Source organism: Flavobacterium myungsuense (genome assembly GCF_042677265.1).
Classification (GTDB): Bacteria; Bacteroidota; Bacteroidia; order Flavobacteriales; family Flavobacteriaceae; genus Flavobacterium; species Flavobacterium myungsuense.
Window position 1 is genome coordinate 461,024 of the sequence record NZ_JBHTIZ010000005.1, and the last position, 15,474, is coordinate 476,497.

The window sequence follows — 15,474 nt, forward strand, 5'->3', positions numbered from 1 at the left end:
GATAAAAATGAAGAAAATAGGTTTAATACTTTTGTTAGTGATTGGTTCTATGGCAGTTCAGGCTCAAGAATTAAAATGGGAAACTAATTTAGAAAAGGCAACTCAAGTTGCTTTAAAAACTAAAAAGCCACTATTGTTGTTTTTTACAGGAAGCGATTGGTGCGGGTGGTGCATCCGTTTACAAAATGAAGTGCTTAAAACTCCAGAATTTAGCTCATGGGCAAAAGAAAATGTGGTTTTGGTAGAGGTAGATTTCCCGAGAAGATCTCCTCAACAGCCCGAAATTCAAAGTCAAAACGCACAATTACAACAACTTTTTGAAGTGAGAGGTTATCCAACTATTTGGTTAGCAAATCCTCAAAAAGCAGATGAAAAAATAAATTTTAATAAAATTGGCAGTACAGGATATGTAGCCGGAGGTCCTTCTAAATGGATTGAAAATGCCAATCAAATTTTGACTTCAAAAGGATAATATTAATCCATTCTATAAAATCCCTTTTCTCCAGTAGCGTGAAAAGGGATTTTATATTTGATACAAGTCTTTTTCCAAACTTTAATATAGGTTTTATAGTTTGAAGCATCTGCAACGACTTGTTGCGGTTTCATTTTTAAAAAAAGTCTTTCTAAATTTAATTTTGGCGATTTTGTAAGTATGATAACATTAGGTTTTTTATTCAAAGAATAAATAACTAAACTATCAATGATTAAAATTTTTTTACCATTAAAATAAGCAAGATTTGGTAAAGCTTTTATTGTTTTTAATGTGGTGAAGTTAGCAACTTGATACGATTTCAGCATTGAATTGTTTTGAATACTATCTTTACTAAATATAGTCAAATGTTGTCCATTCCTTTCTCCAATCAAAGTTGATTTTTTTATATTAAAAACAATGAATTCTCTTTGACTTTGCGTTTTCCAAATCGAAATATAACAAGTTCCCTGAAATAGTAGTATTGTAATCAAAGTGATTGCCATTTTAATATAGTTGGGTTTTTTAAACCAAATAACCATTGCAATAATTACAAAATAGGAGCTAACGGTCATATACCAATTGAATGGAATATCTTGAAAAATGAATTGCTCAAAAGATGCTACCCAATTTATCGTTTTGTTTAAAAGAAATATGCTCCATTCTAAAATTTTTGCAAGAAAAAGGTTTACATAATCAAAACTGGCTAAAGTCATTACAAAAACTCCTAATGCCATTATTACTCCTAATGCCGGAAGAATTATTAAATTGGTAACAAAAAATAATCCAGGAAATTGATGAAAATAATAGATGCTCAAAGGCATAGCTCCAATTTGTGCAGCAAATGAAACTGTAATAATATCCCAAAAATAGCTTTGAATTTTATTTTTTGGAATCCAAATACCCGCTAATAATGGTTGTAACCAAAGAATAAAAAAAAGTGCTACATAACTGAGTTGAAAACCAACATCAAATAGAAAGGATGGCTCAAAAAGGAGAATGAAAAATAGAGAGGCTAATAATGTGTGAAAGACATTTGTTTTTCTTTTTAAACACATTCCAATAGCTACAAATGAAAACATAGTTACAGAACGAATCACACTTGGCGATAAACCAGCAAGAAATGCAAATCCCCATAACGAAAGTAGAATAATACTTAATTTTAGATAAGAGCCAAAATTATTTTTAGGTAGCGGTTGTAGCAAAAAAGTAATAAAAAGTAAAATAAAACCAATATGCAATCCAGAAACCGATAAAATATGAATAGCACCTGCAAACTGATAATCGTGTAAGATTTCTGGCGAGATATCTTGTTGTTGTCCTAAAATTAGCGCAGCAACTACATTTAATTCTTCATTGTTAAAGCCACTTTGTCTTAAATTATTTATTATTTTATTGCGAAGTTTGTCGGAGTAGTAGTAAATATCTTTTTCGATTTCAGCACTGATTTTTATATCGTAAACACTAACATACATTTGTGCCAAAATCGATTTATTAGTTAAATACTTTCCGTAATCAAATTGGTCAGGATTGTTGGCTGGCTTGTGTTTAAATACAGCGGCTTTAATTTGTAAATTCGATCCTATTTTTATTTGTTCTGAAAGTGAAGTTTTGTAAATGTTAACAAGAATTTTTCCTGAACTTTCAATGTTGTCTATTTTTTTTACAATGGCAATGTAACGATTGCTAAATGTTGAGTTTTTCAATTTTTCTCGTAGCACAATTTCCAGCAAATGTTCTTTTTTGTCATCTTTAATTTGATGAACATAATTGCTTTTCTGAAAAATATCAGAACGAGTGACTTGAGTAGTAAATCCTATAAAAAAGGATAGGAATAGGAGAGAAAATCCGAAGTATGTTTTTTGTATTAAGTCTTTTTTTGATAAAAGTAAAGTGATACAAATGGATAAAAAAGAGATTAAAAGAAAAGTGAATGCCAATTTAGGATTGGGATTTGTATAAAAAGACATTAATATTCCAAATACAAAAGCAATTGTAATTTTTGCTAATGGAAATTGCATTACTTTCATGCTAAATAGTCTTAAGTTTTTTAATCGATTCAAAAACTAAGATAGGTAATTTTAACAAGTAATATGTGTTATTATAAAATTCTATTTACTTGCGTAAAAGATTTTTCGTAATACGGTTCTTTAGTCGATGAAATAATAACTCCTTTTTGTGTAGAAGAGTGAATAAACTTTATTTCATCATCGTTTATTTCTACAACCATCCCAACATGATTAATAACGTTTCGGCCATTGGTTTTAAAGAAAATGAGGTCGCCTTTTTTGATAGCATCAGTACTTATTTTCTCCCCTATTTTTGCCATATCTACTGAGGAGCGAGGCAAAACAATATCAAATTTTTTAAAAGTAGCATACATCAATCCGGAGCAATCATAACCTTCTGGTGTGGTTCCTCCTGATTTATAATTGGCACCAAGATTTGCAGCTGCTGTATTGATTAATTGTTTTACCAAATAGCTCGTGTCATCATCAGAAACAACAAAATCATCCTCATTTTTTTCGTTAAGTTTTGATTTTTTTGTTGATTTGGGTACAGAAGGTTTAGTAGTCCTATCATTTTTCGCAATTACTTTTTTAGATTGTGGCAAACTATAGATTCCTCTTTTTTCGGCTTCGGTTTTAGATGTAATAATGCTTGATTTAGACTTGCATGAGCTTAAAAAGACAATAAGAATTAAGGAAAGAGCAATGTTTTTCAAAACAATAATTTTTTTACAAATTTAGAAAATTAAATTTAAAACGGATTTAAGTCAGGTTTCGTACAATTAACTTTGCGGTTTTTTCGCTTGCGCCAATTCCTCCCAGTTTTGATTCTAAAATTTCATACTGTTCTAAAAGTTGTTTTCTGTGACTGGGTTCTAGTAGTTTTTGCAATTCGGTTTTTAAGTTTTTAAAATTGCATTTCTCTTGAATCAATTCAGTAACTACCTCTTTGTCCATGATTAAATTTACAAGAGAAATGTATTTTAAGGTTATAATTCGCTTCGCAATTTGATACGAAGCCCAACTCCCTTTGTAGCAAACTACTTCAGGAACTTTAAATAATGCAGTTTCTAAAGTTGCAGTTCCAGAAGTTACTAAAGCAGCAGTAGCGTGACTCAATAAATCATAGGTTTTATTTGCAATAAAATGCACGTTTTTAGTTTTCAAAAATTGCTGGTAAAAGCCGAACTCTTGGCTAGGTGCGCCAGCAATAACAAATTGATGATTAGGAAACTCATCTACAACACTTAACATAACAGAAAGCATTTTGGTAATTTCTTGTTTTCTACTTCCTGGAAGAACAGCAATAATTGGTTTTTTTTCTAGTTTGTTTTCTCTTATAAATGTATCTACTTCAATAGCTTTTCGATTATGAATTGCATCAATTAATGGGTGGCCTACAAATTCTACTGCAAAACCGTGTTTTTTTTCGTAGAAATCTTTTTCAAAAGGCAAAATGACATAAAGTTTATCAAAATCTCGTTTTATGGCTTCTATACGATTTTCTTTCCAAGCCCAAATTTGTGGCGAAATGTAATAATGCGTTTTTATACCATTTGCTTTAGCCCACTTTGCAATACGCATATTAAAACCAGGGTAATCAATAAACACAATTACATCAGGATTGAAATCTAGAATGTCTTTTTTACAAAATTTGATGTTGTTTATAATGGTTTTTAAGTTGAAAATCACTTCAATAAATCCCATAAATGCTAATTCTCGGTAGTGTTTTACTAAAGTTCCGCCAACAGTTTTCATTAAATCGCCACCCCAAAACCGAATGTTAGCATTGGCATCTTCTAGATATAATGCTTTCATTAAATTTGAACCGTGTAAGTCTCCAGAAGCTTCTCCTGCAATGATATAGTATTTCATTTCAATAAATCTATTATTGTTTTCTTGATTATTTTTAGACAAACAAAGTTACAATTGTTAAAAGTATGGTTCCTAAAATAACTCCTCTAGCCATTAATTCTTTATCAAATTTTAATAGAATAAAAAAGACAATTATGTTTAATATTGAGCCTAGAGTAATTATTTTACCTAATTCTCCTTTCGATTTCATCATTTCCAAACCATCAATAAAGGAATATTTGGTTAATGTTTCAATAAAAATGAAACATCCTAATACTGCTGAAAGGATTCCTACAAATGTGCCTAAAATTAAATCAGTTTTTTTCATTTAGATCCCAAGTGTTTAGTTGTTGAATCGTATGATGTGCCGTCATGTCAAACTGAACAGGTACAACGGATACATAACCATTATCTAAAGCCCACTCATCAGTATCCTCGCCTTTATCTTCATTTACAAACTCACCAGTAAGCCAGTAATAATCTTTGCCATGAGGGGTTTTTCGTTTGTCGAATTTTTCGACCCATAATGCTTTTGCTTGTCTACAAATCCTAATTCCTTTAATTTCATTTTCTTTAAGTTTAGGAAAATTCACGTTCAAAACGACTCCTATAGGCAATCCTTTTGTTAAAGTTTCTATAGTAATTTTTTTGATATAGGATTTGATAGGCTCAAAATCGGCATTCCATTCATAATCTAATAATGAAAAACCAATTGCCGGTATTCCTTCAATACCAGCTTCAACTGCAGCGCTCATTGTTCCGGAATAAATAACATTTATAGAAGAGTTAGAGCCATGATTAACCCCTGAAACACACAAATCTGGTTTTCTATGAAGAATTTCGTTTACTGCCAGTTTTACACAATCAACCGGAGTTCCTGAACAACTATATTCTTTAATTATTGCGTTTTCTTTCGATATTTTATTTAGATATAATGTGCTGTTTATCGTTATAGCATGACCCATTGCGCTCTGAGGTTTGTCTGGAGCAACAACAACGACTTCTCCAATTTCTGACATTACAGTTATTAAACTTCTTATTCCGGGAGCAGAAATACCGTCGTCATTTGTTACTAATATTAATGGTTTCTTCATTATAAATATATGGTTAAAATCAAAAGTAGCGTAGGTAATTTAAAATAGTAGTTTTTAAAATAATGCTACAAAAATAAGCTTTTTTGTTAGGATGTATGTAAATTAGTACCTTTAACAAAAAATTAAGCGCTCAAGAATTAGTTGGCATGGTTTTTTGTGTACTTTAGTTAAAAAATTTAATGACTGTTATTATTCAATATATGAAAAGGAATTATAAAATTATACTTATTGCTGTTGCTTTTTCTATCGGTTTGTGGAGTTTTATCCCAAAATCAACAGAAGACCCTGAAAAAGACAAATTGTTATTAGAGTTATTGACTTTTGTAATAGAGAGAGGTCATTATGATCCAGCTGTTATTGATGATGCTTTTTCTAAAGGGGTTTATAAAGATTATATTGAAGCATTAGATCCATCAAAGCGTTTTTTTTTACAATCTGACGTTGATGAATTTGCTAAGTATGAATTGCAAATAGACGATCAAATTAAAAATAAAGATTTAACTTTTTTTAATTTGACTTATGATAGATTAGTAAAAAGACTTTCTGAAAGTAAAAGTTTTTATAAAGAAATTTTAGACAAACCTTTTGATTATTCTGTTCAAGAAGATTTTAATACTGATTATGCGACTTTGCCTTTTGCTAAAACATCTAAGGAGTTGAAAGAGAAATGGAGAAAACAAATCAAGTTATCAACTCTTTCTTCTTTGACAGATAAATTAAAAATGCAAGAAGATAAAAAAAACGGGGTTGTAGATAAAGATAAAAAAGAAACAGAAAATCCTTTAAAATCTTCTTCAGAGAATATCAGTACTGATAAAAAACAAGATAAAGATTCAGATAGCGCACCAATCAAGACTTTTCAGCAACTTGAAAAAGAAACTAGAGAAAGTTCGCTAAAATCGTTTAATGAATATTATGATTTTGTAGAAGATTTAGAAAGAAATGACTGGTTTTCTATTTACATTAATGCTATTGCAACTCGATTTGATCCTCATACAAATTATTTTCCACCAGATGCAAAAGAGCAATTTGATGTTAGTATAAGTGGAAAACTAGAAGGGATTGGCGCTAGACTTCAAAAGAAAAATGACTACACCGAAATCTCAGAACTAATTTCAGGAGGTCCAGCATGGAGAGGAAAAGAACTGGAAGCTGGAGATGTTATTATGAAAGTCGCCCAAGCCGACAAAGAACCTGTAGATGTTGTTGGAATGCATCTTGACGATGTAGTTAAAAAAATAAAAGGACCAAAAGGAACCGAAGTTCGGCTTACCGTAAAAAAAGTAGATGGAACCATTAAAATAATTTCAATCATTAGAGATATCGTTGAAATTGAAGAAACGTATGCAAAATCAAGCGTAGTTGAAAAAGATGGTTTAAAATACGGAATCATTTATTTGCCTAAGTTCTATATCGATTTTGAGAATAACGACGGTAGGGATGCTGGTAAAGACATGGCTATTGAAGTTGATAAATTAAAAAAAGAAGGTGTTAGCGGAATCATAGTTGATGTTCGTGATGATGGAGGAGGTTCTTTAAAAACAGTAGTAGATATTGCTGGGTTATTTATTGAAGAAGGTCCTGTAGTTCAAATAAAATCGGCTGGCAGAAAAAAAGAAGTGCTTTATGATAGAGATAAAAAAGTACAATGGGACGGGCCATTAGTTGTAATGGTAAATAGTTTTTCGGCATCTGCTTCAGAGATTTTAGCTGCGGCAATACAAGATTACAGAAGAGGAATTATTATTGGTAGTAAGCAAACCTATGGAAAAGGAACGGTTCAAAATGTAATTGATTTGAATCAATTTGTTAGAAATAGTGCTATTGGCGATATAGGAGCATTAAAAACAACCACTCAAAAATTTTATAGAATTAACGGAGGTTCAACCCAATTGGAGGGAGTAACAAGTGATGTGGCAATGCCTGATCGTTATTCGTACTTAAAAATGGGCGAGCGTGATATTGATAATGCTATGCCTTGGGATAAAATAGATCCAGCACTATTTAATTTTTGGGACAAGCAAACCAATTTTGATGCTGCCATAGAAAATAGTAAGAAAAGAGTAGCGTTGAATGATAAGTTTAAATTAATTGAGGAAAATGCAAAATGGATTGATACCAGAAATAAAGAAAATATTTATAGTTTAAATATTGATAAATTTAAGAAGGAGCAAAATACAATTGAAGAGGCTGCAAAAAAATTCAAATCGATTGCTGATTATCAAACGCAATTAAAGTTTTATTCTTTGCCAACTGAAATTGAGGCAATGAAAACAGATGGAGCTTTAAAAGAAAAGAGAGAAAGATGGCACGAAAGCTTGTCTAAAGACATTTATGTAGAAGAAGCAATTAATATTCTTAACGATTTACAAACTAAACCAATTGTAAAAAAGAATATTGAACCCTTAAAAAAAGATAAATTAGTTAAATCGTAGTTGATTATTTTTTAAACTCAATCAGTTTAGATAGTTCAAATAAAAAACCCATAAAAAAATTATTTTTATGGGTTTTTTAGTGTTTAATTATTGTACATCATCATTTACTTTCATTATTTATTTGTAAAATTCAACTTAGACAAAATGCTGAAAAAAAATATGATTGCTTTTTAATTCTATAAAAAATCTGAAATAAATTATATAATTTCATTGTTTCTGGAGATGATATAGAAAAAAAGACAGTAACAGATTCTTTTCCTACACATGAAGATTTAACAGTAAGTACTATAAACAGTAATTCATTTAAGTAATGGAGCTTTGATTAAGCGATAAATTTACCACTCATTTACTTTATTGGCATCCATTTTTAAGAAGATAAATAGTAATATTGTAAAACCCCAAAGTCCCGATCCTCCATAGGAAAAGAAAGGCAAAGGAACCCCTATTGTTGGGAATATTCCAGCAACCATGGCAATATTTACAAAAAAATGCATAAATAATATGGCGGCTACACAATACCCGTAGACTCTGCTAAATTTTGTTTTTTGCCTTTCAGATAAATATATTACTCTGAAAATTAAACCTATAAACAAAGCAATGACTATTAAACTTCCTAAAAACCCCCATTCTTCACCAACTGTCGTAAAAATATAATCAGTGTGTTGCTCCGGTACAAATCCACCTTTAGTTTGTGTACCTTCAAGAAAACCTTTTCCAAACCAACCTCCTGAGCCAATTGCAATTTCGGATTGGTTTGTGTTGTAGCCAATGCCTTTCATGTCTACCTCTTTACCTAATAGAATATTAAAACGGTCACGGTGGTGTTGTTTAAAAACGTTGTCAAAAACATAATCAACTGAGAATACAAATCCTGAAATTAATACGAGAATTACAGCACTCGCAACAACGTTTCTATCGATTATTCGGCTTTTATAATAGATGAAACAAATAACTAAAAAAGAAATTAAAATTACTGCCCAAGGTTCTAAAATTAACGAGAATACAAACACAATAATAGCAATAAAACCAGTCCAAAGATACCAAGGAGGTAATCCTTCACGATATAAAACGATAATGAAAATGGTATATATTAAAGCACTTCCTGGATCGTGAGGTACAATTAAAAGAATAGGTAAAAGGATGATACCTAATGCTTGTATTTGCTTGTTTATATCTTTTAAGTTTACTTGCGTATCGCTTAAATATTTGGCTATTGCCAGTGCTGTTGCTGCTTTAGCAAATTCAGAGGGCTGTAATCCGAATGAACCAAACGAATACCAATTGGCTTGTCCCTTTATAGTTTTTCCAAAAACAAATAATCCGGCTAATGATAATAAAGCAACTCCAAAGATTATAGTCGAATATTTTTCGTAGAATTTTCCATCCACTGATAAAACCATAAAAATCAATGGAATAGTCAGCACAATACTTAATAATTGTTTGCCATAAAATTGTGATAAATCAAAAATATAATTATCATTTGAAAGAGATAAAGAAGAAGAGTAAATATTCAACCAACCCATAACCACTAAAGTGATATAGATAACAACACTTACCCAATCGAGATTATTTGTTACACTTTGGTTTTTCATTAATTATTCTTTTTCTTTATGCTGTCAGTTGAAACCGATCTTGGTTTTAGCTTTGCTAAACTATCTGCTATTCTTGTTTTAATAATCGATAAACTATCAACTACTTTTTTTCCAGTATATTTAGCATATCTGTCTTGTAGACTTCTCTCCAGTGTTCTCTTTTCTAAATCAGTCCTTGTTATTTTGTGTCTAAGATATTTCTCAATCATCAAACTAGCTATTGGTCCTGCAATTGTTGCGCCAAAACCACCATTTTCCACGTAAATAGCTATTGCAATTTTAGGATTGTCTTTTGGTGCAAAGGCAACAAATATAGAATTATCATCTAGTTGCGTTCTTTTTCCATTTATTTTAGCAAAATTTTCAGCCGTTCCCGTTTTTCCACAAATATCAATTCCTTCTACACGAAGTGCGCTTGCAGTTCCAAAATTATAAACATCAAATAAACCGCTAATCATAGGAGCAAAATATTTTTTATTTATAGAAGTGAAATGTTTAGTTGTGAATTTTTTATCTATTTTTTCGCCTTTAATTTTTTTAATAATGTGAGGGGTATAATAATAGCCTTGGTTTGCTAAGGTAGCCATCATATTCGCCAATTGAATGGGGGTCATCAAAACCTCTCCTTGCCCAATGGAATTGGAAATAATCGTTTTACCGCTCCATTTCCAGTCTGGATATATTTTTTTATATGTTTTTGAAGTAGGAACTTTACCTTTTCTACCTGTAGGTAAATCATAACCCATAAATTGTCCAAGCCCAAAACTTTTAACATGTTTGCTCCATACATCTACTGCATAAGGTGCACTTACATATTTCCCTATTATCCTTAAATAAACATTGGCAAAATAAGTGTTGCAAGAATTATAAATTCCGTTATGCAATTGATGTGGCCCAAAGCCGTGACATCCCATAAAACGACCTGGTGCATAACTAAAACCGTGATGACATATAAAGGTTGTTTGCTCGTTTATTACTCCTTCTTGTAATCCAATTAATCCTGTAATAATTTTAAAAGGGGAGCCTGGCGCATATTCTGCAAGCAATCCTCTGTCATATAAAGGCTTAGCTATTGAATCTCGGTATAATCTTGTATAATTTCTTGAGCGTTGTCTTCCAACTAAAATAGCAGGATCATATGAAGGAGCAGTAACCAGTGCTAGGATTTCTCCAGTTTTAGGCTCAATTGCAACGATTCCTCCGCGTTTATTAATCATCAATTCCTCCCCATATTTTTGAAGTTCGGCATCAATAGTTAAATTAATATCTTTTCCTTGAACGGCAATTGTATCAAACTCCCCTTCTTTATAGGAGGCAATTTCTCTATTGTATTTGTCTTTTTGAATATATTTTACTCCTTTTATTCCGCGTAGTACTTCTTCATAACTTTGTTCTACGCCTTGCATGCCTAGCAAGTCTCCACTGTTGTAGTAAGGGTTTTTTTCTATTGTTCTTTCGTTGGCTTGTGTTATAAAACCAAAAACATTTGATCCAAAATTTACTTGGTAATCACGAAGGGATCTTTTTTGAATATAAAATCCCTCAAACTTTCTGATTTTTTCTTGAAAAGCCGCAAATTCTAATTTATTTAACTGCGGAAGAAACACAGATGGTAATCTAGGACTATATACTTTTGCCTTTTTAATAATCCTTATATATTCTGATTTAGGAATATTTAATAATTTGCAGAATTCTAAAGTATCAATATTTTTTAATTCTCGTGGTATAACCATGATGTCATAAGACGGTTGATTGGCTACAAGAAGAACTCCATTTCTATCATAAATATAACCTCTCTCAGGATAGTCATATTGAATTTTAATGGCGTTGTTATCTGATTTTAATTTTAAAGAATCATTAATTACCTGCAAATAGAAAAGCCTCAAGATAAGCAAGATGGTTGCAATAATAATTATTGTAGGTAATAATACTTTTCTCATCGCTTACTTGGCTTTATAATATAAATAATTATAATGCAAATAATTATGGTAAAAACCGTACTAAGAATAGTTTTTAGAAGAATTTCAAATAGAAAGTTTAATCTAAAAACTTCAAGTAAAAACATAGCAAAATGATGCAGAACAACTGAAAAAAGAATAAATGAAAATCGTTCAGGAGTAAGAATATCATTTAGTCTTACGGTTTGGTATTCATAACTTAAACCAAATGAAAACTTAAAAATGTAGGGTCTATAATAGGCTAATGCTAAACAAGAAGCTGCATGAACTCCTCCAGAATTACAAAACATATCTAGAATAATACCTAATAAAAAGCTGGAAAGTAAAAGACCGTATTTATTGCCATTTACTGGATAAAGAATAATAAATAAAATATAAGGATACGGATTGATATATCCTAAAAAATTCATATTATTAAAAATAAGAACTTGAGCCGCTAAAAGCAGAATAAATCGAGCTATATTTACAAAGATGGTGCTATTCATCTTCTTTTTTCTCTAAGTTTTTAATTTCATCGCTATCTTTACTTTTAATGATATATACATGACCCAAATTTGTCATATCATTAAAAAGTTTTATGTTTAGTGTATAGTAATTGGTTTTATTATCAATATAGATATTGTTGATAGTTCCTATTCCAATGTTTTCAGGAAAAATAACCGATTGTCCTCCGGTAACAATGGTATCTCCTTTTCTTACGGATGCTAATCTTGGGACATCAATTAATTGAACAAATCCAGTACTTTTCCCATTCCAAACCAATGAACCAAAATGATTTGATTTTTTAATTTTTGCATTAATTTGAGATTTCACGTTCAAAATACTAATAACGGTAGCATAATTTTTCGAAGTCTTATCAATAATTCCAATTATCCCTGCGCTATTAATTACTCCCATATCTGATTTTATCCCAGCAGCTTCTCCGCTATTGATGGTGAGGTAATTTTCATATGAACTATAGGAATTGTGAATTACTTTAGAAACTATAATATTAGCTTTGCTAACTCCTCTAATTGTGTCAATTTTAGGTATGGAGGTAGTGTCCTTTGCATTAAAAATAATACTTTTCAGTCTCGCATTTTCAAGAGCTAATTCCTCATTTTGAGTTTTTAAATTCAAATATTCACTAATTGAATTTATTCTCTCATAAACACCGCCTGTTAAAAAATTGGCCGAACTGATTACTTTGCTTCTATGATATGAATGTGACTGAATAGTTAGGATTAATGAGGTTCCCAAAAGCAGCAAAAACAGCAATCTATAGCTGTTTTTAAATATAAAATTAAATATTTGCTGCATTAATTAGTCGTAATTATTTAATTAAAACACTTCTAAATTTAGGAATATTTTTAAGTGCCATTCCCGTTCCACGAACTACGGCTCTTAATGGATCCTCTGCTATATATACTGGCAAATCCGTTTTTTGAGAAATTCTTTTATCCAAGCCTCTCAACATCGAACCTCCACCAGCAAGATAAATACCTGTATTATAAATATCGGCAGCTAACTCTGGAGGAGTTTGAGATAAGGTTTCCATTACAGCATCTTCAATACGCTGAATAGATTTGTCTAATGCTTTGGCAATTTCTCTATAAGAAACTTCCACTTGCTTTGGTTTTCCGGTTAATAAATCTCTACCCTGAACAGACATATCATCTGGAGCAGTTTCTAGATCTTCAATAGCGGCTCCAATAGTAATTTTAATTTTCTCGGCAGTACTTTCTCCAACAAATAAATTGTGTTGCGTACGCATATAATAAATGATATCATTTGTAAAAACGTCACCTGCAATTTTCACCGATTTGTCACATACAATTCCGCCCAATGCAATAACAGCAATTTCAGTAGTTCCACCTCCTATATCAACAATCATATTTCCTTTAGGTTGCATAATGTCAATGCCAATACCAATTGCCGCAGCCATTGGTTCATGTATAAGATAAACTTCTTTTCCATTTACACGTTCACAAGATTCTTTTACAGCTCGCATTTCTACTTCAGTAATTCCAGAAGGAATACAAACCACCATTCGTAGTGCAGGAGTAAACATTCTTTTCTTTAGAGCAGGAATGCTTTTTATGAACATGCTAATCATTTTTTCAGAAGCATCAAAATCAGCAATAACGCCATCTTTCAAAGGTCTTATGGTTTTTATGTTTTCATGCGTTTTACCTTGCATCATATTTGCCTCTTTTCCTACGGCAATTATTTTACCCGATATACGATCACGAGCTACTATAGATGGACTATCAATAACAACTTTGTCATTGTGAATGATTAACGTGTTTGCGGTGCCAAGGTCTATCGCAATATCCTCGGTCATGAAATCAAAAAATCCCATAAGTTTTTTAAGGGTTTATTATTTATATAAATTTTAGCATACAAAGTTAAACAAATTAATGTTTAAAATGACGTGTTCCTGTAAATACCATTGCAACTTTATTTTCATTGCAATAATTAATACTTAATTCATCTTTTATTGAGCCTCCTGGCTGAATAACAGCAGTAATCCCTGCTTTTTTAGCAATTTCTACACAATCAGGAAAAGGAAAAAAAGCATCACTTGCCATTACCGCTCCATTTAAATCAAAACCAAATGTATTTGCTTTTTCAATAGCTTGCGTCAATGCATCTACTCTAGATGTTTGTCCTGTTCCAGAGGAGATTAAAGTTGCATTTTTTGCAAAAACAATAGTGTTCGATTTGGTATTCTTGCAAACTTTAGAGGCAAATATCAAATCTTCGATTTCCTGAGCGGTTGGACTTGTTATAGTAACGGTTTTTAAGTCTTGTTTAGCATCTGTAATGTTGTTTTTATCTTGAACTAAAAGTCCGTTTAGGCAAGTTCGAACTTGTTTCTGCGGTAACTCTGCATCATTTTGAATTAATATAATTCTATTTTTCTTTTCAGATAAAATAGCAATAGCTTCATTTTCATAACTAGGCGCTATAACAACTTCACAAAATAGTTTGTTTATTTCGCTCGCTGTTGCTGCGTCAATATTTCCATTTGCAATTAAAACACCTCCAAAAGCTGATGTTGGGTCGCAAGCTAATGCGTCTAGATATGCTTCTTTCATAGTATTTCTACTCGCTAATCCGCAGGCATTATTGTGTTTTAGTATTGCAAAAGTTGGCGATTCGTTTTTAAATTCCAAAATCAAATTTACGGCAGCATCAACATCTAATAAATTATTATAGGACAATTCTTTTCCGTGTAATTTTGAAAACATAGCGTCAAAATCACCAAAGAAAAACCCTTTTTGATGCGGATTTTCTCCATATCGCAACACTTGACCGTTTGCAATACTTGTTTTGAAGATGCTTTCATCGGTATTAAAATAATTGAAAATTGCAGTGTCATAATGGGACGAAACATGAAAAGCTTTTGTTGCAAAAAGTTTTCTGTTTTCTAAAGTTGTTGTGCCATTTTGAGTCGAAATTAAATCCAAAAGCAAACTATATTCGTCAACTGAAGCAACAATAACCGTGTCTTTAAAGTTTTTTGCAGCAGCACGAATAAGTGAAATACCACCAATATCTATTTTTTCAATAATATCACTTTCTGGAGCTCCAGATTGAACTGTTTTTTCAAAAGGATATAAATCGACAATTACTAAATCTATTTGAGGTATTTTATATTCTTCCATTTGTTGTACATCACTTTCATTGTCTTGACGGTTCAAGATTCCTCCAAAAATTTTTGGATGTAATGTTTTTACTCTTCCGCCAAGGATAGAAGGATAGGAAGTAACATCTTCGACCGGAACAACAGGAATTCCTAGATTTTTAATAAAATCTTCGGTTCCGCCAGTTGAATAAAGGGTAACATTTTGTTCGTGTAGTTTGCGAACAATTGGCTCTAACCCGTCTTTAGAAAAGACTGAAATTAATGCCGACTGAATGGTTTTTGTAGTAGTCATGTTGTGTGTGTTGTGCCTATCTTTCGACAGGAAGATTTAAAAATGCAAAAGTAATTTTTTTAAACCTAAAATTCAATGTATTTGTGTAACAATATTTTAAAAATCAGTACAAATATTGAAGTAGGATTTTATTAGGTTTT

The 15,474-nt window shown here is 31.3% G+C and carries 13 protein-coding genes; 2 read left to right on the top strand and 11 right to left on the bottom strand.

The window, feature by feature from the left end:
* Nucleotides 1–7: 7 nt before the first annotated feature.
* Nucleotides 8–472 (top strand): thioredoxin family protein, encoded by a 465-nt coding sequence (locus tag ACFQ0S_RS02515; protein ID WP_151106752.1) that lies wholly within the window; start codon nucleotides 8–10, stop codon nucleotides 470–472.
* A 2-nt stretch (nucleotides 473–474) separates the two neighbouring features.
* On the opposite strand, the gene ACFQ0S_RS02520 is transcribed toward ACFQ0S_RS02515, so the two are convergent.
* From ACFQ0S_RS02520 to surE, 5 genes are all read right to left on the bottom strand, one after another.
* A complete protein-coding gene (locus ACFQ0S_RS02520) occupies nucleotides 475–2,499 on the bottom strand; it encodes a ComEC/Rec2 family competence protein (RefSeq protein ID WP_379752922.1) in 2,025 nt (674 codons plus the stop codon).
* Nucleotides 2,500–2,570: 71 nt separating this feature from the next.
* The gene (locus tag ACFQ0S_RS02525; protein ID WP_379752925.1) at nucleotides 2,571–3,194 is read right to left on the bottom strand and encodes a C40 family peptidase; all 624 of its coding nucleotides are present in this window, start codon (nucleotides 3,192–3,194) and stop codon (nucleotides 2,571–2,573) included.
* A gap of 46 nt (nucleotides 3,195–3,240) precedes the next feature.
* Complete coding sequence (lpxB, locus tag ACFQ0S_RS02530) at nucleotides 3,241–4,353, bottom strand: lipid-A-disaccharide synthase (protein ID WP_379752928.1); 1,113 nt, start codon at nucleotides 4,351–4,353, stop codon at nucleotides 3,241–3,243.
* Between the two features lie 34 nt (nucleotides 4,354–4,387).
* On the bottom strand, nucleotides 4,388–4,660 hold the full coding sequence (locus ACFQ0S_RS02535) for a hypothetical protein (RefSeq protein ID WP_379752931.1): 273 nt from the start codon (nucleotides 4,658–4,660) through the stop codon (nucleotides 4,388–4,390).
* Nucleotides 4,647–5,426, bottom strand: coding sequence for a 5'/3'-nucleotidase SurE (surE, locus tag ACFQ0S_RS02540; protein WP_379752934.1), 780 nt, complete (start codon nucleotides 5,424–5,426; stop codon nucleotides 4,647–4,649). Before surE ends, ACFQ0S_RS02535 begins: the two co-directional genes overlap by 14 nt.
* Before the next feature lie 179 nt (nucleotides 5,427–5,605).
* Here surE and ACFQ0S_RS02545 point away from each other — a divergent pair, with 179 nt between their 5' ends.
* Nucleotides 5,606–7,861: a carboxy terminal-processing peptidase gene (locus tag ACFQ0S_RS02545; protein ID WP_379752937.1), complete on the top strand. Its 2,256-nt coding sequence runs from the start codon at nucleotides 5,606–5,608 to the stop codon at nucleotides 7,859–7,861.
* A gap of 335 nt (nucleotides 7,862–8,196) precedes the next feature.
* Here ACFQ0S_RS02545 and rodA read toward each other — a convergent pair whose 3' ends face one another.
* Genes rodA through purH form a run of 6 tightly spaced genes read right to left on the bottom strand, consistent with a single transcriptional unit; the run spans nucleotide 8,197 to nucleotide 15,334 of the window.
* Nucleotides 8,197–9,453, bottom strand: a complete 1,257-nt coding sequence (rodA, locus tag ACFQ0S_RS02550; RefSeq protein ID WP_379752940.1) for a rod shape-determining protein RodA — start codon at nucleotides 9,451–9,453, stop codon at nucleotides 8,197–8,199.
* Nucleotides 9,453–11,393: a penicillin-binding protein 2 gene (mrdA, locus tag ACFQ0S_RS02555; protein WP_379752943.1), complete on the bottom strand. Its 1,941-nt coding sequence runs from the start codon at nucleotides 11,391–11,393 to the stop codon at nucleotides 9,453–9,455. Before mrdA ends, rodA begins: the two co-directional genes overlap by 1 nt.
* Nucleotides 11,390–11,896, bottom strand: coding sequence for a rod shape-determining protein MreD (locus tag ACFQ0S_RS02560; RefSeq protein WP_379752946.1), 507 nt, complete (start codon nucleotides 11,894–11,896; stop codon nucleotides 11,390–11,392). The genes mrdA and ACFQ0S_RS02560 overlap by 4 nt, the downstream gene beginning before the upstream one ends.
* Complete coding sequence (mreC, locus tag ACFQ0S_RS02565) at nucleotides 11,889–12,710, bottom strand: rod shape-determining protein MreC (RefSeq protein ID WP_379752949.1); 822 nt, start codon at nucleotides 12,708–12,710, stop codon at nucleotides 11,889–11,891. Before mreC ends, ACFQ0S_RS02560 begins: the two co-directional genes overlap by 8 nt.
* A gap of 13 nt (nucleotides 12,711–12,723) precedes the next feature.
* On the bottom strand, nucleotides 12,724–13,752 hold the full coding sequence (locus ACFQ0S_RS02570; protein WP_379752952.1) for a rod shape-determining protein: 1,029 nt from the start codon (nucleotides 13,750–13,752) through the stop codon (nucleotides 12,724–12,726).
* Between the two features lie 55 nt (nucleotides 13,753–13,807).
* On the bottom strand, nucleotides 13,808–15,334 hold the full coding sequence (purH, locus tag ACFQ0S_RS02575) for a bifunctional phosphoribosylaminoimidazolecarboxamide formyltransferase/IMP cyclohydrolase (protein WP_379752955.1): 1,527 nt from the start codon (nucleotides 15,332–15,334) through the stop codon (nucleotides 13,808–13,810).
* Between the last annotated feature and the right edge of the window lie 140 nt (nucleotides 15,335–15,474).